Origin of the sequence: Nocardia sp. CA-151230 (assembly GCF_050942175.1) — a bacterium.
Lineage (GTDB): Bacteria > Actinomycetota > Actinomycetes > Mycobacteriales > Mycobacteriaceae > Nocardia.
Window position 1 is genome coordinate 8,083,316 of record NZ_CP192061.1, and the last position, 19,942, is coordinate 8,103,257.

The 19,942-nt window shown below is 68.5% G+C and carries 20 protein-coding genes; 10 read left to right on the forward strand and 10 right to left on the reverse strand.

Going from position 1 to position 19,942, the window contains the following annotated elements:
• Positions 1–6 precede the first annotated feature (6 nt).
• The 5 genes from glmU (at position 7) to ACQP1O_RS38040 (ending at position 4,437) form a co-directional block, all read left to right on the forward strand.
• The gene (glmU, locus tag ACQP1O_RS38020; RefSeq protein ID WP_433563141.1) at positions 7–1,509 is read left to right on the forward strand and encodes a bifunctional UDP-N-acetylglucosamine diphosphorylase/glucosamine-1-phosphate N-acetyltransferase GlmU; all 1,503 of its coding nucleotides are present in this window, start codon (positions 7–9) and stop codon (positions 1,507–1,509) included.
• Complete coding sequence (locus ACQP1O_RS38025) at positions 1,506–2,486, forward strand: ribose-phosphate diphosphokinase (protein WP_433563142.1); 981 nt, start codon at positions 1,506–1,508, stop codon at positions 2,484–2,486. Before glmU ends, ACQP1O_RS38025 begins: the two co-directional genes overlap by 4 nt.
• Before the next feature lie 178 nt (positions 2,487–2,664).
• Complete coding sequence (locus ACQP1O_RS38030) at positions 2,665–2,997, forward strand: hypothetical protein (protein WP_433563143.1); 333 nt, start codon at positions 2,665–2,667, stop codon at positions 2,995–2,997.
• 68 nt (positions 2,998–3,065) lie between these two features.
• Positions 3,066–3,797: a hypothetical protein gene (locus tag ACQP1O_RS38035; protein WP_433563144.1), complete on the forward strand. Its 732-nt coding sequence runs from the start codon at positions 3,066–3,068 to the stop codon at positions 3,795–3,797.
• A 1-nt stretch (position 3,798) separates the two neighbouring features.
• The gene (locus tag ACQP1O_RS38040) at positions 3,799–4,437 is read left to right on the forward strand and encodes a DUF2461 domain-containing protein (RefSeq protein WP_433563145.1); all 639 of its coding nucleotides are present in this window, start codon (positions 3,799–3,801) and stop codon (positions 4,435–4,437) included.
• A gap of 94 nt (positions 4,438–4,531) precedes the next feature.
• On the opposite strand, the gene egtD is transcribed toward ACQP1O_RS38040, so the two are convergent.
• The 4 genes from egtD to egtA are packed head-to-tail and all read right to left on the reverse strand — an operon-like array spanning position 4,532 to position 9,202.
• The gene (egtD, locus tag ACQP1O_RS38045) at positions 4,532–5,503 is read right to left on the reverse strand and encodes an L-histidine N(alpha)-methyltransferase (protein WP_433563146.1); all 972 of its coding nucleotides are present in this window, start codon (positions 5,501–5,503) and stop codon (positions 4,532–4,534) included.
• Positions 5,500–6,570 carry an ergothioneine biosynthesis protein EgtC gene (locus tag ACQP1O_RS38050; protein ID WP_433563147.1) on the reverse strand — a complete coding sequence of 357 codons (1,071 nt, stop codon included), beginning with the start codon at positions 6,568–6,570 and terminating at the stop codon, positions 5,500–5,502. Before ACQP1O_RS38050 ends, egtD begins: the two co-directional genes overlap by 4 nt.
• On the reverse strand, positions 6,570–7,913 hold the full coding sequence (egtB, locus tag ACQP1O_RS38055; RefSeq protein WP_433563148.1) for an ergothioneine biosynthesis protein EgtB: 1,344 nt from the start codon (positions 7,911–7,913) through the stop codon (positions 6,570–6,572). Before egtB ends, ACQP1O_RS38050 begins: the two co-directional genes overlap by 1 nt.
• A complete protein-coding gene (gene egtA, locus ACQP1O_RS38060; protein ID WP_433563149.1) occupies positions 7,910–9,202 on the reverse strand; it encodes an ergothioneine biosynthesis glutamate--cysteine ligase EgtA in 1,293 nt (430 codons plus the stop codon). The genes egtB and egtA overlap by 4 nt, the downstream gene beginning before the upstream one ends.
• A 264-nt stretch (positions 9,203–9,466) precedes the next feature.
• Between egtA and ACQP1O_RS38065 the strand changes: the two genes are divergently transcribed.
• Both ACQP1O_RS38065 and ACQP1O_RS38070 read left to right on the forward strand, forming a co-directional pair.
• The gene (locus ACQP1O_RS38065; protein WP_433563150.1) at positions 9,467–10,654 is read left to right on the forward strand and encodes an aminotransferase class V-fold PLP-dependent enzyme; all 1,188 of its coding nucleotides are present in this window, start codon (positions 9,467–9,469) and stop codon (positions 10,652–10,654) included.
• Positions 10,655–10,741: 87 nt separating this feature from the next.
• Positions 10,742–12,388: a fatty acyl-AMP ligase gene (locus ACQP1O_RS38070; protein ID WP_433563151.1), complete on the forward strand. Its 1,647-nt coding sequence runs from the start codon at positions 10,742–10,744 to the stop codon at positions 12,386–12,388.
• A gap of 28 nt (positions 12,389–12,416) precedes the next feature.
• Here the strand turns inward: ACQP1O_RS38070 and ACQP1O_RS38075 are convergent, their stop codons facing one another.
• Complete coding sequence (locus ACQP1O_RS38075) at positions 12,417–14,036, reverse strand: peptide chain release factor 3 (protein ID WP_433563152.1); 1,620 nt, start codon at positions 14,034–14,036, stop codon at positions 12,417–12,419.
• Positions 14,037–14,132: 96 nt separating this feature from the next.
• Positions 14,133–14,702 carry a TetR/AcrR family transcriptional regulator gene (locus ACQP1O_RS38080; protein ID WP_433563153.1) on the reverse strand — a complete coding sequence of 190 codons (570 nt, stop codon included), beginning with the start codon at positions 14,700–14,702 and terminating at the stop codon, positions 14,133–14,135.
• Between the two features lie 97 nt (positions 14,703–14,799).
• Between ACQP1O_RS38080 and ACQP1O_RS38085 the strand changes: the two genes are divergently transcribed.
• The gene (locus tag ACQP1O_RS38085; protein ID WP_433563154.1) at positions 14,800–15,456 is read left to right on the forward strand and encodes a lysophospholipid acyltransferase family protein; all 657 of its coding nucleotides are present in this window, start codon (positions 14,800–14,802) and stop codon (positions 15,454–15,456) included.
• 136 nt (positions 15,457–15,592) lie between these two features.
• On the opposite strand, the gene ACQP1O_RS38090 is transcribed toward ACQP1O_RS38085, so the two are convergent.
• Positions 15,593–16,090: a hypothetical protein gene (locus ACQP1O_RS38090; protein ID WP_433563155.1), complete on the reverse strand. Its 498-nt coding sequence runs from the start codon at positions 16,088–16,090 to the stop codon at positions 15,593–15,595.
• A 178-nt stretch (positions 16,091–16,268) separates the two neighbouring features.
• A complete protein-coding gene (locus ACQP1O_RS38095) occupies positions 16,269–16,511 on the reverse strand; it encodes a hypothetical protein (RefSeq protein WP_433563156.1) in 243 nt (80 codons plus the stop codon).
• A 424-nt stretch (positions 16,512–16,935) separates the two neighbouring features.
• Here ACQP1O_RS38095 and ACQP1O_RS38100 point away from each other — a divergent pair, with 424 nt between their 5' ends.
• Both ACQP1O_RS38100 and pth read left to right on the forward strand, forming a co-directional pair.
• Positions 16,936–17,535 carry a 50S ribosomal protein L25/general stress protein Ctc gene (locus ACQP1O_RS38100; protein WP_433563157.1) on the forward strand — a complete coding sequence of 200 codons (600 nt, stop codon included), beginning with the start codon at positions 16,936–16,938 and terminating at the stop codon, positions 17,533–17,535.
• Positions 17,536–17,560: 25 nt separating this feature from the next.
• Positions 17,561–18,142, forward strand: coding sequence for an aminoacyl-tRNA hydrolase (gene pth, locus ACQP1O_RS38105; protein WP_354836056.1), 582 nt, complete (start codon positions 17,561–17,563; stop codon positions 18,140–18,142).
• Between the two features lie 67 nt (positions 18,143–18,209).
• On the opposite strand, the gene ACQP1O_RS38110 is transcribed toward pth, so the two are convergent.
• Both ACQP1O_RS38110 and ACQP1O_RS38115 read right to left on the reverse strand, forming a co-directional pair.
• On the reverse strand, positions 18,210–18,722 hold the full coding sequence (locus ACQP1O_RS38110; RefSeq protein ID WP_433563158.1) for a nuclear transport factor 2 family protein: 513 nt from the start codon (positions 18,720–18,722) through the stop codon (positions 18,210–18,212).
• Positions 18,723–18,805: 83 nt separating this feature from the next.
• A complete protein-coding gene (locus ACQP1O_RS38115) occupies positions 18,806–19,687 on the reverse strand; it encodes a DUF4393 domain-containing protein (protein ID WP_433563159.1) in 882 nt (293 codons plus the stop codon).
• Between the last annotated feature and the right edge of the window lie 255 nt (positions 19,688–19,942).

A 19,942-nucleotide genomic window follows, 5' to 3' on the forward strand; every position in this document is an offset into this window, starting at 1 on the left:
AGATCCATGCCACAGCAGACCGCCGTCGTCGTTCTCGCCGCCGGAGCCGGAACCCGAATGCGGTCCAAGACACCCAAGGTGTTGCACCCGCTCGCCGGTCGGAGCATGCTCGCCCACGCGCTGCATGCCGCGCACGAGATCGACCCGACGGCGCTCATCACCGTGATCGGTCACGATCGCGAACAGGTCGGCGACGCGGTCGGCAAGGTGGGAGCCGAACTGGGCCGCCAGATCACCCTGGCGGTGCAGGAGGAACAGCGCGGTACCGGGCACGCCGTGCAGTGCGCGCTCACCTCGCTGCCGGAGAACTTCGACGGCGACGTCCTCGTCACCTATGCCGACGTGCCACTGCTGGACGGGCACACCCTGCACGCGCTGCTCGACGAGCACCGCAGCTACTCCGACGGATCCGCCGTCACCGTACTGACTTTCGAGCCCGAGGACCCGAACGGCTACGGCCGGATCGTGCGCGATGCGCAGGGTCACGTGCTGGAGATCGTCGAGCACGCCGACGCCAGCCCGGCGCAGGCGGCCATCACCGAGGTCAACTCCGGCGTCTACGTCTTCGACGCGGCCGTGCTGCGAATCATGATCTCGCGCATCGATACCGCCAACGCCCGCCATGAGCTGTACCTCACCGATGTGCTCAAGCTGGCCCGTGAGGCCGGACATCCGGTGCACGGCGCGCGGCTGATCGATTCCGCCAAGGTCACCGGCGTGAACGACCGGGTGCAGCTGGCCGGCGCGGCCCGCACGCTCAACCGCTACATCCTGGAACGGCACATGCGCGCCGGGGTCACCATCATCGATCCGGGCAACACCTGGATCGACGGCAATGTGGTCATCGGCCGCGACGCCGTCATCCGGCCGGGCGTACAACTGTTGGGCGACACCGTGATCGGCGAGGACGCCGAGATCGGACCGGACTGCACGCTCACCGACGTGACCGTCGGCGACGGCGCCAAGGTGGTGCGCACGCACGGCGAGAAGTCGAGCATCGGCCCGGGCGCGAGCGTCGGCCCCTTCGCCTATCTACGGCCCGGCACCTCGCTCGGCGCGGAGGGCAAGATCGGCGGCTTCGTCGAGACCAAGAACGCCACCATCGGCGCGCACTCCAAGGTCCCGCACCTCACCTACGTCGGCGACGCCACCATCGGCGAATACAGCAATATCGGGGCGTCCAGCGTTTTCGTCAATTACGACGGGGTCAAGAAGCACCACACCACCGTCGGCTCGCACGTGCGCACGGGCAGCGACACCATGTTCGTCGCGCCGGTCACCGTGGGTGACGGCGCGTATTCGGCGGCGGGTACTGTACTGCGCAGAAGCGTTCCCCCGGGAGCGCTCGCGGTGTCGGGTGGAGCACAACGCAACATTGAAGGCTGGGTGCAGCGCAATCGCCCAGGCACCGATGCAGCCCGCGCGGCCGAAGCGGCGCTCGCGGCTCTCCCGGATCCGCCGGGAACCACCGAGATATCCAACGAGCAAAAGGATGGCGAACGTCAGTGACCGCGTTCTCTACCGATAACCAGAAGAATCTGATGCTGTTCTCGGGGCGCGCTCATCCTGAGCTCGCCGAGGCGGTGGCCAAGGAACTCAATGTTCACGTCACTCCCCAGACCGCGCGCGACTTCGCAAACGGTGAGACCTTCGTCCGATTCGAGGAATCGGTCCGCGGCTCCGATGCTTTCGTGCTGCAGAGCTTCCCGGCCCCGTTGAACCAGTGGGTCATGGAGCACCTGATCATGATCGACGCGCTCAAGCGCGGTTCGGCCAAGCGCATCACCTCGGTGCTGCCCTTCTACCCCTACGCCCGTCAGGACAAGAAGCACCGCGGCCGCGAGCCCATCTCGGCGCGTCTGATCGCGGACCTGCTCAAGACCGCGGGCGCGGACCGCATCATCACCATCGACCTGCACACCGATCAGATCCAGGGCTTCTTCGACGGCCCGGTCGATCACATGCACGCGCAGGTGCAGCTGGCCGAGCACATCCGCAACAACTACGACCTGTCCAACATCACGGTCGTCTCCCCCGACGCCGGCCGCGTGAAGGTCGCCGAGAAGTGGGCCAACTCGCTGGCGGACGCGCCGATGGCGTTCATCCACAAGACCCGCGACCCGCTGGTCCCCAACCAGACCGTCTCCAACCGCGTGGTCGGTGAGGTCGAGGGCCGCACCTGCATCCTGATCGACGACATGATCGACACCGGTGGCACCATCGCCGGCGCGGTCAAGGTGCTCAAGAAGGCCGGCGCGGGCGACGTGGTCATCGCCGCCACCCACGGCATCCTGTCCGACCCGGCCGCCGAACGTCTCGCCAACTGCGGGGCCAAGGAGGTCGTGGTGACCAACACCCTGCCGATCGACGAGGCCAAGAAGTTCCCGACGCTGACCGTGCTGTCGATCGCCCCGCTGCTGGCGCAGACCATCCGCGAGGTCTTCGAAAACGGTTCCGTCACCGGCCTTTTCAACGGAAACGCATAGCCGGAACTCTCGTAGTTTCCACGCATCGTTCACAGCAGCGCCCCTCCCGCTTCCGGGAGGGGCGCTGCTGCGTGAAATGGGGGCGACAATGGATGTCCGTTTCTGAAGGTAAGCGGTAGCGTTGGATCGAACTCAGGGTTGCTACTGGTGCGCTGACTGCGCGGAGAGGTGGTGCCGAATGGCCGACCGGCCCGACGAGGACGATGCCCGCGTGATGGACGAGATCTTCGACACCGATCAGGTCTTCGACAGCGATGTCGACAACCTCGACTACGACCTCGGCGACGACGATCAGGAAGACGAGATCCGCGAGTACACGCGGTTCATCACCGATCCGCCCGAGGACCTCGTCATCCGCAATCGCGAGAACGACGACACCGGCAGGCTCGGCATCGGAGCCGAACTCGACCAGGAGTGGAGCCGCCGCCGGCAGCGCGAGGAGTTCGTGGCCGAGGACGACCGGCCCGCGGAGGTCGCCGCCATGGACATCGTGGAGGAACTCGGCGATTAGGACTGTTGCGTAGCACGTCCCGCAGAGGGATATCCCTGCAGAGGCACACCACGATCGAGGAGGGCGCGATGACTACGCCGCCGCAGGAGCCAGGCAAACCGTCGGACGAATCCGGCACCGGACCGGCCGACATGTTCAAGAAGGAGTCCGATACGCCAGCGGCGGACACACCGGAGGACGCCTCGGACGCTCGGTCCACCGACGCACCGCCCACGGATGACATCACCTTCCGGTACATCCCGGGCACTCCCCCGCCTCCCGGTCAGCCCGACCCCACCCAGTTCAATCCGGCCGCGCAGTTCGAGCCTCCACCGGCCCAGCCGCAGTACCCGGCGGGCGGGGTGTACGGATACCCGTCACAGGGCGATCAGCCGCAGGGCGATCAGCCGCCGGTCGCGTACCCGGGCGGCGGGTTTCCGCCCTACCCGAACGCTTCCTACCCTCAGGGCGCGCAGCCGCCGTACCCGCAGCAGTTCGGACCCGGTCAGCAGCAGCCGTACGGTCAGCAGCCCTACGGGCAGCCGTACCAGCCCTATCCCGGTGGCGCGAATTTCGGTGCGCCGCCGCCGCGCAGCGGGCCGCAGACCTTCTCGATCATCGGATTCGTCTGCGCGGTCGTGGCGCTCATCTTCTGTCCGCCGCTGTTCGGCATCGCGGGCATCGTGCTCGGCGTGATCGGGCACAGCAAGGGCGAGCCGCTGGGCAAATGGGCCGCGATCGCCTCCGGGGTGGCGCTGGTGCTGGGCATCATCATCGGGGTCGCGATCTACGGCTCCGGGGTCATGCCGAACACTGATTGACATGACCGCATTCACCGGATTCCCGCTCGCCGGACTCGACTTCTACGAGGATCTGGAAGCCGACAACAGCAAGACCTTCTGGAACGCCCACAAGCACGTGTGGGAGCAGTCCGTCCGGGATCCGATGAAAGCGCTTGTCGCCGAGCTGGAACCGGACTTCGGCGAGGCCAAGATGTTCCGGCCGTACCGGGATGTGCGCTTCGCGAAGGACAAGTCGCCCTACAAGGACCACCAGGGCGCGGTGGTGTACAGCGCGCCGTACTCCGGCTGGTACGTCCAGATCAGCGCGGCCGGGCTGCGGGTGGGGGGCGGCATGTACGCCGCCGAGAGCACCCAGCTCGCCGCGCTGCGGGCCGCCATCGACGACGAGGTACGCGGGGCGGAGCTGGAAGGGCTGATCGCACAGCTCGTCTCGGCCGGATACCAGATAGGCGGGGACAAGTTGGCGACCAAGCCCAAGGGCTACGACATCGAGCACCCGCGCATCGAGCTGCTGCGGCACAAATCCCTCACCGCCGGCAGAGATTTCGGCGCACCCAAGTGGCTGAGCACCCCGCGCGCCGCCCGGGAGGTCCGGGCGGCGTGGGAGGACATGCGACCGCTCATCGAGTGGCTGGCGGCGGTGACGGCGCAGAAGTAGCCGCCACCGCCCGCGCCTACCTGCGCTCGGCGAGCACCGTGCCTACCTGCGCTCGGCGAGCACCGTGCCTACCTGCGCTCAGCGAGCACCGTGCCTACCTGCGCTCGGCGAGCACCAGGGCGAACCGCTCAGCGGGATCGGTCCACACCCGCTCGGTGGTGAAACCGGCTGCGTCCAGCTCGCTTTCGAGGATCTCGCGGCGGAACTTGGCGGAGATCTCGGTGCGCAGCTGCTCGCCCGCCGAGAAATCGACGGTCAGGTCGAGGTCCGGGATGCGAACCGTCATGGCCTCGGTGGCCTCGAGGCGCATTTCGATCCACTCCCGCTCGGCGTCCCAGATCGCGACGTGCCTGAACTTCTCCGGTTCGAAGTTCGCGCCCAGCCTGGTGTTCAGGACATGCAGCACATTGCGATTGAACTCCGCGGTGACACCCGCGGCGTCGTCGTAGGCGGGGACCAGGATCGCCGGGTCGATGACCAGGCCCGCGCCGAGCAGCAGCTGCTCGCCCGGTTCCAGGACATCCCGGATGCCGCCGAGGAATTCGGCGCGCTCGGCGGGGATCAGGTTGCCGATGGTGCCGCCCAGGAAGGCGACCATGCGACGGCCGCCGCCGGGCAGATTGTCGAGGGTGGCGGTGAAATCACTGACCACGCCGTGCACGGCCAGGCCGGGGAACTCCGCGGCCACCTCGTCCGCCGCCATCCGCAGCGCCGAGACCGAGACATCCTGCGGCACATAGCTCTTCAGCGGGCCCTCGGCCTTCAGCGCGTTGAGCAGCAGCCGGGTCTTGGCCGCCGATCCCGCGCCGAGCTCGACCAGCACCTCGGCCTGCGCGGTTCGCGCGATCTCGCCGACCACCCGCTCCAGCAGGGCCCGCTCGGTGCGGGTCGGGTAGTACTCGGGCAGCTCGGTGATCTTCTCGAACAGCTCGCTGCCGCGCGCGTCGTAGAACCACTTGGGCGGCAACCACTTCGGTTCCGCGGTCAGTCCCTGTCGCACGTCCGCGCGCAGCGCGGTCGTCAAATCCTCGTCGGTCAGATGAATTTCCAGCGTAGCTGCAGTCATGAGCCAGCCCTTCCGATCTCGATATCCAGTGGTTCCACCGACACCCGCCCGGCCCGCACGCTCAGCAGCTGCCGATCGGCAATCGGCCGCCACCGCGGATCGTCATCGAACGGTTCCGAGGCCACCAACACGAACCCGTCGGCCTCCAACACCGACAAAGAGTGATGCCACGTAGTCCCCCAGATCCCCGCCCCATCCCCCATGAGCAGGTTCAACCGCGCGCGGGGTGACCGCGCCAGCACCGCCGCCATCACCAGCCGCAATATCTCCCCCGGATCTCTCGCCCCCGCACCATGGAACGCCGAGCCGTCCGAGGTCGTGGCCGACCCCCGGACCCGAACCTCCGGCGCGGCACCGGAAGCCGTGGTGACGCTGATCGACGACCCGGACGCCACCGTCGCGCCGAAACTCCGTGATTCGCCGATGCCCGAATGCCCGACGCCCGCAGTGGTTTCGCCACCACCTTCGAGCAGTCCGCGCAGGATCACCCACAGGGCGGCGGAGTCGGTCAGGGACTCAGCCTCCAGGAGCGGGGGCGAACCGAATTCGGCGGCGACCGCACTCAGCGCCCGCCGCCAGTCGGGGATCGCGCCGTTGTGGCTGAAGGCCCAGCGGCCGTGGGTGAACGGGGCGCAGGCCGCTCGCTCCACCGGCATTCCCACTGTGGCGGAACGGATTGCGGCCAGCACTGCTCCGGACCGGATCTGCGGCAACACCTCGTCGACCGCCGGATCCGTCCAGATCGGTGCCGCATTGCGATACCGGCTGACCACCGGATCCGCCCCCGCGGCACCGGATCCGGCCTGATCCGCCGAAACGCCGACGGATTCCGCCGCAGCCCGGATATCCGCCGCAGTGCCGCCGTGCCAGATGACGCCCGGTCCGTGGTCGGGAGCGGCGGCATCGGGGTGGTGCCACCAGGCGACGCCGAAACCGTCGGCATTGATGGTGCCGCCGCCGCGCATGTCGCGCGGGGCCCAGGATTGGGTGCGCAGGGATTTCGGGCCCCGGGTCAGGAGAACCCCTACCGGAGTGGGTGGGCCCAGGTAGGCAAGGTGACGGCACATCAGCGCTCGTCCGATCTCAGGTCCCGGGCGAGGCGGAAGCCGGCGAAGATCTGCCGGCGGATCGGGTGATCCCAGTTGCGGAAGGTGCCGCGGCAGGCGACCTGGTCGGCACCGAAGGAGCCGCCACGCAGCACCCGGTAGTCGCCACCGAAGAAGACCTCGGAGTATTCCCGGTACGGGAAGGCGCGGAAGCCCGGGTAGGCCTCGAAACCCGAAGCGGTCCACTCCCAGACGTCGCCGATCAGCTGATGGACACCCGCCGGGGACGCGCCCGCCGGGTAGGCCCCGACATCGGCCGGTTCCAGGTGGTGCTGGCCGAGATTCGCCAGGGCATCGGTGGGATCGATGTCGCCCCAGGGGTATCGGCGGGAGCGGCCCGTGGCCGGATCGAAGCGGGCGGCCTTCTCCCATTCCGCCTCGGTGGGCAGGCGCTTGCCCGCCCAGTTCGCATAGGCCTCGGCCTCGAACCAGCAGACGTGCACCACCGGCTGGTGGGCGCGCAGCGGCTGCATGGTGCCGAAAACCCTACGCCACCAACGTCCTCCGGCGTCCTGCTCCCAGAACTGGGGCGCGGTCAGCCCGGCCTCCACGCGATGCGCCCAGCCGCGCTCGGACCACAGCTCGGGCCGCTCGTAGCCGCCGTCGTCGACGAAGGCCAGATACTGCTCGTTGGTGATGGGCGCGGCGTCGATGGCGAAGGCGTCGACGTGCACCGGGTGCGCGGGCCGCTCGTTGTCCAGGGCCCAGGGATCGGAGTCGGTGCCCATGGTGAATTCGCCTGCGGGAATGACGACTTCACCGGTGACCGCCACCCGCGCGGCGGGGGTGGGCGGGGCGGACAGCACCGCTTCACCGGTCCGGAGCTGGTGGGTGGCGAGCATGGTCTCGTCGTGCTGCTGCTCGTGCTGGGCGATCATGCCGAAGGCGAAGCCGTCGTGGACCAGGTCGTTACCGCGTAAGGGGCTGCGGTCCAGCACATCCCACACCTTGTCCCGCACGGTGCCGACATAGTCGCGGGCCTGCGCCGGATCCAGCAGCGGCAGCGCGGGCCGGTCCGCCCGCGCGTGCCGGAAGGCGTCGTAGAGGTGATCGATGTCCTGCCGCACGGGTTCCCGCCCGCCCACATCGCGCACCAGCCAGAGTTCCTCCTGGTTGCCGATGTGTGCGAGATCCCAGACCAGCGGGCTCATCAGTCGCGAGTGCTGCGCGACCAGTTCGGCCTCGTCGACGGACTCGGTCAGCCCGATGGTCCGCCGGCGCGCCCGCTCGAGCGCGTCGGCGATCCGCCCGCGCAACGCCTCGGTCGCCGCCCGATCCGATCCCGGCAGATGCTGAACAGTCATGAGAGAACTTCCGATTCTGTCGGGGTGCGGCCGCTGCGACATCGGTCGGCGGCGGCAGCCAATTCCTTGGCCGCCTCGGGAGTGGCGGCATGCGCGGTGGCCAGGTCGAGCAGGGCCACCGCGGCTGCCCGCAGTTCGGCGTCGGCCAGCCCGTGGCGGGCGGATTCGGACCAGAGATCCGCGGTGGAGGCGGCCAGAGCCGTTGCCTCCGTGATGGTTCCGGGATCGGATAGCAGCGCGTCGATGGCATGCACCGGCACCGACCACCCGTCGCCCGGCTGCGTGTCGAGGTAGCGGACCTCGAGGTGCCCGGCCGCGCGGACCGGCGGGAACAGGGTGGTGAGGTGATAGTCCAGATCCGCCCGATCCGGGCGGCGGCCGATCTCCTCGTCCAGCGCCCCGCACAGCCAGTCCGCGAAGGTGGCCCCGGGCGGGGCCGACCAGTCACCGGCCTGCGGGTCCATCGACCGCACGCACAGCAGCGGCACGTCCAGCGCCCAGCGCGCGTACCCGATGATCGGGTCGGCCCAGTCGTGCACGGGCGGCCGAGTGCGGAGCTGGTCGAGCCGCTGCCAGGCCCGCATGCGCTGGGAGGCCCAGTCACCCGGCGGAGCGGTATGCAGCCGGGGTGAGCAGGCGAAAGCGGCCAGCAGGGCGGGACCCACGGCGTACAGGACCTGCCACCGGGCGGCGATCTCCGCGGGATCGGCGCCCGCGTCGACGCTCACCTGGGTGGCGGCGGTATTGCACATCATGAGCGCACCGAACGGGCCGATGCCGGCGAAGGACCGCTCCATGGCCCGGTAGCGCGGCAGCTGCAGCACACGAAGCGGCCGCCGAGTCGGGTCGGCGGCGGCGGAAATAGTTCGGATTTCGCGGGATTCGAGCAGCTCCCGCAGGCGTATCGCGTCTGCCCGCAAGCGCTCGCACAATTCGGCGGCGGTGCCGAACGGGGCACTGGACAGTTCGATCTGACCGCCGGGTTCTAGGGTGACCCGGCTGCCTCCCGGCAACGGAACGGCCGGGGAATCGGGGGAAATGGACCGTGGCGCATACGGTCCGAGAGCGTCCGCGAGGACCCTCGGGTCCGGACGCGAGTTGGTCGCCGAAAGTTCACCTTGCGCGGTGAGCCACTCCAGTTCGGCGCCGATGAGCAGCGGTGGGCCCTGTTTGAAACAGACTTTTCCGACATAAGCCTCGGCGGCGGCGCGTGACGTGAATTCGCCGCCCGGCTCCGATTCGGCCAGGCCACTGTGCAGCACATCGGTCGGTGACGCCGTGACAGCCATTGCCAACCTCCGTCTGATGCGGTCGCCGCTGGGGATCGCACGGCGACCCAAACAAGAGTAGCGAGCGACTGTGACAAGAAATCTGACGAAATGGAGAACGCCTGCAGAGGAACAGCCGATTCCCCATCCTGCTATCCGGGCCGCACCGAGAGCCCGATGGCCCCGGCATCGCGGCGTTCCTCCGGCTCACGATGGGCATCCGCGGCCCCGTTCCAGCGGATGGCGGGCCGGTGGAAACTCGACGCGGTGGATAGGGTCGAACGTGTGAGAGACAACGCCACACTGGATATCGCCCGTCTGCGCGCCGACACACCGGGGTGCCGGAATCAGGTCTTTCTCGACAGCGCCGGGTCCTCGCTCCCCCCGCGAATCGTCGTCGACACCGCTGTCGACCACCTGCGGCGTGAGGCCGAGATCGGTGGCTACCGCGCCGCCAACGAGCGCCTCGACGACCTGCAGGGTGTCAAGACGGCCATTGCCGAACTGATCAATGCCGACCCGGCCGCGCTGGCCCTCAGCGACAGCGCCAGCCGCTCCTGGAGCGACTTCTTCTACTCGGTCCCGCTGAACCCCGGCGACCGCATCCTGATCTCCGGCGTGGACTACGGCAGCAATGCCATCGCCGCCCTGCAGCGCGCCCGGCAGACCGGCGCGGTCGTCGAGGCCATTCCCAGCGACGGCAGCGGGCAGCTCGACCTCGACGCCCTGGACACCATGATCGACGAGCGCGTGAAACTGGTGTCGCTGGTGCATGTTCCGACCAATGGCGGCCTGGTGAACCCGGTCGCCGAGGCCGCCCGCATCGCACACCGGGTGGGTGCGCTGGCGCTGCTGGACGCGTGCCAATCGGCCGGTCAGCTGCCGCTCGATGTCGCCGAACTCGACGTGGACGCGCTGTCCGCCACCGGCCGCAAGTGGCTGCGCGGCCCGCGTGGCACCGGCTTCCTGTATGTGCGGCCCGACCTGGCGCCGAGTCTCGAGCCCGGCCGGCTCGACCTGCACAGCGCCGAGTGGATCGCCCCCGACGACTACGTACTCGCCCCGGCCGCCGGCCGCTTCGAATTCTGGGAATGCTCGGTCGCGAGCCGCCTCGGGCTGGGTGCGGCCGTGCGCTACCTGCTCGACCTGGGTCCGGCGCAGGTGTACGCGGCGATCGCCGAACGCGCCGAGTACCTGCGCAAGGCCCTGCAGGAGATTCCCGGCGTCGAGGTACGCGACCAGGGCATCCAGCACGCGGGCATCGTGTCCTTCACCGTCGACGGCCTGGAACCGGTCCAGGTGCGCGATCGGCTGGCCGCCGAGGCCATCACCGTGACGGTCAGCCACCGCAGCTCCACACTGCTGGATATGACCGCCAGAGAACTGAACTCGGTGGTCCGCGCCTCCCCGCACTGCTTCGTCGACTACCAGGACCTGGATCGCTTCGTCGGGGCGGTCAGAACCTTCGTCTGACCGCCGCCCAAAACTCCGAAACGGTTAACAGCCCGCACCGGGAGCGGGATCATTTGAGGTGCTGGTTCGGCGTTTGAGGAGTCGATCGTGAGCCGATTCACCGACGAAATGTATGCGACCGCCCGCGTTTCCCGGAGAGGGCTGGTGACCGGTGAACCGGATGCGCCGGTGCGGCACGACTGGGGCCGGATCCATGACATCGCACGCGAGATGGCCGGCGGCCTGGCCGCCGCCGGGATCGGCCCGGGCGACGCGGTGGGCGTGCTGGCCGGCATGCCGGTGGACATCGCGCCCGCCTGCCAGGCGGTGTGGATGCGCGGCGCCTCGATCACCATGCTGCACCAGCCCACCCCGCGCACCGATCTGCAGGTGTGGGCGCACGACACCGAGACCGTGCTGGGCATGATCCAGGCGCGGGCGGTCATTCTGGGCGCGCCGTTCGAGATCGCGGAACCGCTGCTGCGCGAACGCGGTATCGCGGTGGTGACCATCGCGGCCATGCGCACGGGCGAGCCGATCGAGCCGGTGCCGACCGGTGAGGACGATATCGCCCTGCAGCAGTTGACATCCGGATCCACCGGGTCGCCCAAGGCGGTGCAGATCACGCACGGCAACTTCTTCGTCAATGCCCACGCCATGTTCGATCGGGTGAAATTCCAGCTCGACGACGACGTGATGATCAGCTGGCTGCCGCTGTTCCACGACATGGGCATGGTCGGATTCCTCAGCGTGCCCATGCAATTCGGCGCGGAAGTGGTGTGCGTGACCCCGCTGGACTTCCTGACCCGCCCCATCCTGTGGGCCGAGTTGATCTCGAGGTATCGCGGAACAGTCACCGCCGCACCGAATTTCGCGTATTCACTGCTGGCCCGCCGACTGCGCAACGCGGCCGACGGGTCGGTCGATCTGAGCAGCGTCCGCTACATGTGGAACGGCGCGGAACCCGTCGAGGCGGACACCATGGACGCGCTCGCCGAAGCCGGAAAACGCTTCGGCCTCAACGCCATGGCCCTCACCCCCGTCTACGGCATGGCCGAGACCACCCTCGCGGTCTCCATCCCTGATCCGGGCCTCGGCCAGATCCTGGACATCGTCGACGCCGACCTGCTGGAGGCCCTCGGCAAGGCCGTCCCGATCCGCGATCCGGGACACCATCACGGCGGCGTGCGCCGCCTGCCGACCCTCGGCTACCTGGTCGACAACCTCGAGGGCCGGATCGTGGACGCCGAGCGCCGGCCCCTCCCGGTGCGCAGCGTCGGCGTCATCGAATTGCGCGGCCCCGCAGTCACATCCGGCTATCTCACGGTGGACGGCTTCCGCGCCGCGCAGGACTCGCAGGGCTGGCTCGACACCGGCGACCTCGGCTACTTCACCGAGGACGGTCTGGTGGTGGTGTGCGGCCGCATCAAGGACGTCATCATCATGGCGGGCCGCAATATCTTCCCCACCGACGTCGAGCGAGCGGCCCTGCGCGTCAAGGGAGTTCGGCCCGGCAATGCGGTGGCCGTGCGCCTCGACGCCGGGAAGAAACGCGAAAGCTTCGCCGTCGTGGTCGAATCCAACGATCACCAGAATCCGGAGGAGGTCCACCGCATCGAGCACGACATCGTGCACGCGGTCTTCTCCGAGGTCGGGGTCCGGCCGCGCAGCGTGACCGTTCTCGGCCCGGGCGCGCTGCCCAAGACCTCCTCCGGCAAGCTCCGGCGCTCGGCCACCGCCACCCACCTCGGCTGAACCGGCCCGGGGTGGGTGGCGGCACCGGCTATTCCGTTCCGGCGACCAGGAGTTCGAGGGTCAGCTTCGGCATCTCCTTGGCGATGTACTGCAACCGCCATTTGTCGCTGAACAGCGCGAGCAGCGCGCCGTCGGTGCGGGTGAAGACCTCGACGCCGCGCTGGCGGTTCAGTTCCTCCGCCGATTCCGCGTCGGTGCGCCGGGCCAGCTGGTACGGCAGATGGTCGAGCTGGGTCTCGACATTGAACTCGGATTGCATTCGGGCCGTGACGACTTCGAACTGCATGGGGCCGACCGCGGCCAGCACCGGCGACTGGTCACCGCGGGCGTCATTGCGCAGCACCTGCACCACGCCCTCGGAGTCGAGCTGGTCGATGGCCTTGCGGAACTGCTTGTACTTGCCCGCGGTCTGGGCGCGCAGCGTCGCGAAGTGCTCCGGCGCGAAGGACGGGATCGGCGGGAACTCGACCTTCTTGTCCACGAACAGGGTGTGCCCGGGAGCCAGCGCGGTGGCGTTGACCAGACCGACCACATCGCCCGGATAGGCGGTGTCGACGGTGGTGCGCTCGCGGCCGAACACCGTCAGCGCGTATTTGGTGGCGAAGGGCCGCCCGGTCTGCGCGTGGGTCACCACCATGCCGCGCTCGAACTCACCGGAGACGATGCGCATGAACGCCAGCCGGTCGCGGTGCGCGGTGTCCATGCCCGCCTGCACCTTGAAGATGACGGCGCTGAACGGCGCGGTCGTCTCGCGCGGATTGCCCTTGATGTCCTTGCGGCCACGCGGCGGCGGCGCGAGCTCGACGAGCGTGTTGAGCAGCTGGCGCACACCGAAGTTCAGCATGGCGGAGGCATAGATGACCGGTGAGGTGTGCCCGGCCAGGAACAGTTCCTGATCGTGGTCCTGCCCCGCGGCCGAGAGCAGTTCGCTCTCCTCCGCGGCGGTGGCCCACACATCGCCCTCGCGCTCGGCGGCCTGCTCGGGTGTGAAGTGCTCCTCGGGGGCGATGGTCGCGCCGCCCGCGGTGCGGGTGAAGTGGATGTACTCGGTGGGCGCGCCCTCCTCGCCGCGGCGCAGCAGGCCACGGAAGTCGCCGGCGATGCCGACGGGGAGGAACAGCGGGGTGGGGGTCAGGCCGATGCGCTCGACGATCTCGTCCAGCAGTTCCAGCGGCGCCTGGCCCGGGCGGTCCCACTTGTTGATGACGGTGATGACCGGGATGCCGCGATCGCGCGCGACCTGAAAGAGCTTGAGCGTCTGCGGTTCCAGGCCCTTGGCGGCGTCGATGAGCATGACCGCCGCGTCCACCGCGGTGAGCACGCGGTAGGTGTCCTCCGAGAAGTCGGAGTGGCCGGGGGTGTCCACCAGGTTGATGACGCAGTCGCCGTACTCGAACTGCAGCGCCGTGGAGCTGACGGAGATACCGCGCGCCTTCTCCATCTCCATCCAGTCGGAGACGGTGGACCGGCGGCCGGCCTTGCCGTGGATCGCGCCCGCCTCGGAGATCATCTTGGCGTGCAGCGCCAGCGCCTCGGTGAGCGTCGATTTACCCGCGTCCGGGTGGGAGATCACCGCGAAGGTGCGCCGCCGCGCCGCCTCGTCGGCCAGCCGACCGGCGGTAGCTGAGGTGGCAGTCGGGGAACTCACGGGGGACTCCTTCGTGCAGACGAGGCAACCGCCCCAGGGTACGCGACCGGCCCCTCTACCCGACCGGCCGGTCCAGCGCCTTCCGGGTCCGGCGCGCTATTCGCCGGTTTGCCCTGCGAGGTGCCGGGCGACAGCCTGGGCGACCAGCGCTTCGATATCGGTCCCCGGCGCGATCGCCTCGATACTGCGATTCGCGACCACCACCGCGATGCCGTGCAGCTGGGTCCACAGGCTCAGGGCCCGCTCGTCCACGCCGTCGCGCACGCACTCGGCGACCAGCGCCCGCCAGCGCGCGAACATGGGCCTGGTCGTGTTCACCCGGAGATTCTCGCCCGCGCCCTCCAGCAGGTCGTGGCGGAACATGAGGGTGAACATCTCCGGCCGCGCCTCCGCGAAGCCGATGTAGGCCAGGCAGGTGCGCCGCACCCGTGCCTGCGCCGTATCACCCTGCACCGCATCGATTTCGGTCCGCAGGTCGGTGTAGCCGCGCGCGGCGATCGCGGCCAGCAGGGCACTGTGGGTGGGGAAATATCGCCGGGGGGCGCCGTGCGAGACCCCCGCCTCGCGGGCGATGGCACGGAGGCCGAGCTCGCCGGACCCGACCTCCTCGAGCAGGGCGACACCCGCGGTCACCAGTCGTTCCCGCAGTGGCTCGAGCGAAGTCATGCGTCACATTCTCCCGACAATGGTAGACAGTGTCTACTCCGGTCCGGTAGGAACAGTGAGTAGACATTGTCTACGGCCACGACTCGGGAGGCTTTCCATGTGGTACTGGCTACTGAAGCAGGTATTGGTGGGGCCGGTGCTGCGACTCCTCGGGCGACCGAGGATCGAAGGGCTGCACCATGTTCCGAAGGACGGCCCGGTGATCATCGCGGCGAACCATCTGGCCGTGGTGGATTCGTTCTACCTGTGCCTGGTGCTGCGCCGCAGGGTCACCTTCATCGCCAAGCAGGAGTACTTCACCGGGGGCGGCTTCCGCGGCCGCGTCAATCGCTTCGTCATGAATGCCACCGGTCAGGTGCCGGTGGACCGCAGTGGCGGCACCGCGGGATCGGATTCACTGGCCGCCGCGGTCCGCATTCTGGAATCGGGCGGCATCTGGGGCATTCACCCGGAGGGGACCCGCTCACCCGATGGCCGCGTCTACCGGGGGCGCACCGGCGCGATCCGGGTGGCCATGCAGACCGGCGCTCCCGTCATTCCGGTCGTGCTGTCCGGCACCGATCGGGTCAATCCGCGCGATCGGCGTTTCCTGCGCCCGGCCAAGGTGGGCATCTCCTTCGGCCACCCGCGCTATATCCCGCCCGCCGATCCGCCGGCCGTGCGCCGGGCCACCGACGAACTGATGGCGGATATCGTGCGCCGCTCCGGCCGCCCGTACGTCGATCGCTACGCGGCCACGTTCAAGGCCGCGTAGCAGGTCGCCGACGCCGCGTAATCGATAGGGCCGCGTAATCGATAGGGCCGCGCATATCGAGACGGCCCGGGAAACAGAACGGCCGGTTGCTCGGACCCCCGCGCGGGTTCCGGACAACCGGCCGTCAGCCGAAACGTCAGCCCACCTGGGAGGAGGCGCCGTTCGAGGTCGAGGCGCCGAGGCTGCTCAGGAGGTTGCTGATCAGCGGGATCAGCGAGCCCGCGCTACCGGTTCCCGTCGTGGTGGTGGTCGTCGAGGGGTCGGAGACGGTGACATCCACCGGGCCGGAGGTCGGCACCGACTGGGAGCCGCCGCTCAGCACCACCCAGAGGTGATGCGAGCCCGAGGTGGCCGGGGTCCACTGCACGGACGCCACGGTGGAGCCCGAGGAGGTCGCCGAGCCGACCGACACCGTGGTGTTGGAGGCGTTGGTGTCGTACACATTGGCGGTGACGCCGGGAACGCCGGTGATGATGTTGATGGTGTACGCCGTGCCGGTCTGGAAGTTGCTGCCGACCACGGTCATACCGTTGCTGGAGGTGTCCGCGGTGGCGAACGGGGCGGTGAGCGCGACGGTGGCGGAGACGGCGGCGATGCCCGCGGCGCCCAGACCGAACCGGCGGATGTTCTTCATGAATCTGTTTCCTTACTTCGAAGACAAGCTACTCAGCGTGCCGATCAAATTGCCTAGCACCGGAGTGGCGTCTCCGCTACCGGAACCGGTATTACCGCGGAAAGTGGTGACGACCACCCGAACCGGTCACGACAGCGAGGCAAACAGATAACCGACCGCCGGTTCAGTCCGGTTTTCGTCAGCCGACCGAGGTAGCGGTGCCGCTGGCCGTCGAAGTGCCGTGGGCGCCCAGGCTGCTCAGAATGTTGTTGACGAGCGGGCCCAGGACGTTCGAGCTGCTACCGGTGCTGGTTCCGCCCGGGGTGGACGGGGGGCAATTGGCATTCGAATCGGCCGCGGCGACCGGGGCGGTGAGGGCGACGGTGGCGGAGACGGCGGCGATGCCCACGGCACTCAGACCGAACCGGCGGATGTTCTTCATCAAACTGATCCTTACTCGGAAGACAAGCTACTCAGCGTGTCGTTCGAATTGCCCGGCGCCGGAAATGGGGCGCATTTCCATAGGGCGCAAAGCATTCCCCGCGAGGCGGAGTGATGCGAAATGGTAGTGTGTCAGATTACCGGAAACAAGAGTGAAAATATTCCTGTGTAATTCCTGGGAACGGGCGCCCCGCATCCGGCCGCCGAGGGGGTGCCGCAAGGCCGTTCCGGCCGCATGTTAGAGTCTTCAGGTTGTCTCGGCGAGGGTGTGGCACCCAACTGCCCACCGTGATCGACGCGGCTCGGCCTATACGGCCGTCCATGTTGGTCTTCGCCGACAAGCAGACCAACCTCAGCCAGGGCGGCCCCGTCGCCTGGCGACACGCTGACATTACAGCCGGACGAGCCGTAGGGAGTAGACAGTCATGTCCGACGCCAACCTTCTCGAAGCCACCGTACGTACCGAGTTCGGCAAGGGCGCTGCCCGCCGTACCCGCCGCGACGGCAATGTCCCGGCCGTGCTCTACGGCCACAACGAGGAGCCGCAGCACCTGTCGGTGAACGCCCAGGCGTTCGCTGCCATCCTGCGTGAGCACGGCACCAACGCCGTCCTGAACCTCGACATCAACGGCAAGAAGCAGCTGGCGCTGACCAAGTCGGTCGTCGTCCACCCGATCCGCCGCTACATCGAGCACGCCGACCTGCTGATCGTGCGCCGCGGCGAGAAGGTCACCGCCGACGTGCTCGTCGCCCTGGTCGGCGACGCCGCCGCCGGCACCCTGGTCACCCAGGACGCCACCACCCTGTCCATCGAGGCCGAGGCTCTGAACATCCCCGAGTCCATCGAGGTCTCGATCGAGGGCGTCGAGGCCGGCACCCAGATCACCGCCGGTGAGATCGAGCTGCCGAAGGGTGTCACCCTGGCCGGCGACGCCGAGGCCCTGATCGTCAACATCATCGCCGCCCCGGCCGCCGCCGCCGAGGAAGAGGCCGCGGCCGCTTCCGAAGAGGCCGCCGCGGAGTAACTCCCTACTCCCACAACGGTTCTCGATGACCGAGGCAACGGCCGGGCCCGCGCTGGTGGTCGGTCTGGGTAATCCCGGATCCGAATACGAGCGCACCCGGCACAATGTCGGTTTCCTGGTCGCCGATGTGCTCGCGGAGCGCGTCGGCGGCCGTTTCACCGTGCACAAGAAGTCCGGCGCGGATCTGCTCGAGGCCCGCCTGGACGGGCGCAAGGTGCTGCTGGCCAAGCCGCGCACCTACATGAACCTGTCCGGGCGGCCCGTCGCGGCGCTGGCCAAATTCTTCTCCGTGCCCGCCACCGAGGTGATCGTCGTCCACGACGAGCTCGACCTCCCCTTCGGCGCCATCCGCCTCAAGCGCGGCGGCGGCGAGGGCGGGCACAATGGGCTGCGCTCCATCTCGCAGGCCCTCACCACCAAGGACTATCTGCGCGTCCGCTTCGGCATCGGCCGCCCGCCTGGGCGCCAGGATCCGGCGGACTACGTCCTCAAGCCCTTCTCCGCGCCGGAACGCAAAGAGGTTCCGGTGATCGTCGAGCAGACCGCCGACGCGGTCGAACTGCTGCTGCGCGTGGGCCTGGAAACCGCGCAGAACCAACTGCACTGACACGCAACACATTCGGCGCCCAGCGATAGCGACACGTTCGGCGCGGCGAGAGCGCGGCCCGATGCCGTCAGCCGAGCGTGTCCGAGCTGGGTTCGGTGCGCGGCGACTCGGCGGGCTCGCGGGCGATCAGCCCCCAGCGGCTCGAGGTCAGGCGCAGGCTGGGCAGATCCGACAGGGACAGCACCACCTCATAGGTGCGCTCGTATCCGGTGTGCGCGATGCGCCACTGCCCGTCGTCGCAGCGGACGTAGCGGTCCGTATAGAACGCCGCGCCGCGGAGCAGCATGTTGTGCCCCGGGATGAGGACGGTGTCGGCCAGGTACCAGGTGCCGGTCGCCTCGTCGCCGTGGACGTCGATTTCCGGGTGGTCGCAGCGGTGTTCGGTGATGACGTGCGGGCCCAGGGTGTTGCGCATGAAGGCCAGGAAGGCGTCGCGCGATTCGAACTGGAGGTACTCGCTGTAGGTGGCGGTGGCCTCCGGAATCATGGTGTCGGCGAACTCCTCCCACGCCTTCGTATCGAGCGCGCGCAGGTAACGGAACTTCAGCCGGCTGATCGCCGCGACGGCATCGGAATCCATACCTTCAACCATCCCATCAGGTGGAGGAAACCTTCAGGGATCGGCACGGATTTGTACCGGATCGCTATCAGCCGGATACCGACTCAGCCGTTGATGCTGAAGCAGGTGTTGCAGAAGTCCTCGCCGAACTCGGTCAGTCGCAGACTCTTTCGCACGATCTTGGGCACGCGACCGGCCTTTTTCAGCGCCTGCTCCACGACGGGCTGCACCTCGAGCACCATGTATCGCGACAAAACGACCGGATCTTCCGAGGTCATGGTGAGGCCGAGGCGGTTCAGATTGATCAGGTAGTGCCGGGCCCGGTCCGGGTAGCGGACGCCGGACTGCTCCGGAACCGAGGTCAGGTCCCCTGCGACCAGCTCGGAACCGATGCCCAGCGGCCGGTTGGTACGGACGTCCACCGACGGCTGCGGGCCCTGCAGCGCCATGAAGCGCAGGATGCGGGCCTCGTCGGGGGCGAGCTGATCGAGGATCCGGTCGTAGGCCGGGTGCACGTCCTCGGTGAAATAGACGTCGGCCGACCGGGCCAGCAGCGCGTCGCCGCGCCGGCGCAGATCCTCGTTGGTGACCGAGCGCACCAGGCCGTTGGTGATGGCCGGCGGCTGCGCGCCCATGGGAGTCGGTACGTAGCTGACGATCTCGCGCACCGAACCCTCGGTGACACCGAGTGCGCTGCGCGCGATGGACCGCAGCGCCGCCCCCGTGCGCTCGGCGATATCGGCCGACGACTCGCCGTCCAGTGCGGCCTGCGTCAGTTGTTTGGTGATCTCGAAGCTGGTGCCGACCGCCCACTCGGTCCCCCGCACCGCGGTGCCGACCGCCAGGCCGGCGGCCCGGAACGCCCCGCGGATCAGCCGGGCCTCATTGCTGATCTGCCGCTTCTCCACATCCGAACTGCGTTCCACGGCACGGGGTCCCGGACGGGCCACGTCCTGCCCCGGGATCCTGTCTTCCGCCACGTCCATCTCCGAATATCGCCAGGTGAACACAATCGTTCACAGATTATTGCCCCCGACGGACCTTCGGGCACCTTGAACCCGCAAGCCAGACGAGATTACCCCAGTCCACGTGCCTCGCCGAACGACGCACATGACCCCCAACACAACTCGCACAAGGCACGATATGGGTGTGGTCCCCGTCATTCTCGTGTGCCCATCGGGAGAGAGGGACATCGAGCCCGGGCAGTGTGACCGAGATCTCCGACTCAGACACTCCGCCGC

Coding starts and splice junctions, on each gene's coding strand:
- glmU (WP_433563141.1), top strand. CDS start 7: ATGCCACAGCAGACCGCCGTCGTCGTTCTCGCCGCCGGAGCCGGAACC.
- ACQP1O_RS38030 (WP_433563143.1), top strand. CDS start 2,665: ATGGCCGACCGGCCCGACGAGGACGATGCCCGCGTGATGGACGAGATC.
- ACQP1O_RS38035 (WP_433563144.1), top strand. CDS start 3,066: ATGACTACGCCGCCGCAGGAGCCAGGCAAACCGTCGGACGAATCCGGC.
- ACQP1O_RS38040 (WP_433563145.1), top strand. CDS start 3,799: ATGACCGCATTCACCGGATTCCCGCTCGCCGGACTCGACTTCTACGAG.
- egtD (WP_433563146.1), bottom strand. CDS start 5,503: ATGACTGCAGCTACGCTGGAAATTCATCTGACCGACGAGGATTTGACG.
- ACQP1O_RS38050 (WP_433563147.1), bottom strand. CDS start 6,570: ATGTGCCGTCACCTTGCCTACCTGGGCCCACCCACTCCGGTAGGGGTT.
- egtB (WP_433563148.1), bottom strand. CDS start 7,913: ATGACTGTTCAGCATCTGCCGGGATCGGATCGGGCGGCGACCGAGGCG.
- egtA (WP_433563149.1), bottom strand. CDS start 9,202: ATGGCTGTCACGGCGTCACCGACCGATGTGCTGCACAGTGGCCTGGCC.
- ACQP1O_RS38080 (WP_433563153.1), bottom strand. CDS start 14,702: ATGACTTCGCTCGAGCCACTGCGGGAACGACTGGTGACCGCGGGTGTC.
- ACQP1O_RS38085 (WP_433563154.1), top strand. CDS start 14,800: ATGTGGTACTGGCTACTGAAGCAGGTATTGGTGGGGCCGGTGCTGCGA.
- ACQP1O_RS38090 (WP_433563155.1), bottom strand. CDS start 16,090: ATGAAGAACATCCGCCGGTTCGGTCTGGGCGCCGCGGGCATCGCCGCC.
- ACQP1O_RS38095 (WP_433563156.1), bottom strand. CDS start 16,511: ATGAAGAACATCCGCCGGTTCGGTCTGAGTGCCGTGGGCATCGCCGCC.
- ACQP1O_RS38100 (WP_433563157.1), top strand. CDS start 16,936: ATGTCCGACGCCAACCTTCTCGAAGCCACCGTACGTACCGAGTTCGGC.
- pth (WP_354836056.1), top strand. CDS start 17,561: ATGACCGAGGCAACGGCCGGGCCCGCGCTGGTGGTCGGTCTGGGTAAT.
- ACQP1O_RS38110 (WP_433563158.1), bottom strand. CDS start 18,722: ATGGATTCCGATGCCGTCGCGGCGATCAGCCGGCTGAAGTTCCGTTAC.
- ACQP1O_RS38115 (WP_433563159.1), bottom strand. CDS start 19,687: ATGGACGTGGCGGAAGACAGGATCCCGGGGCAGGACGTGGCCCGTCCG.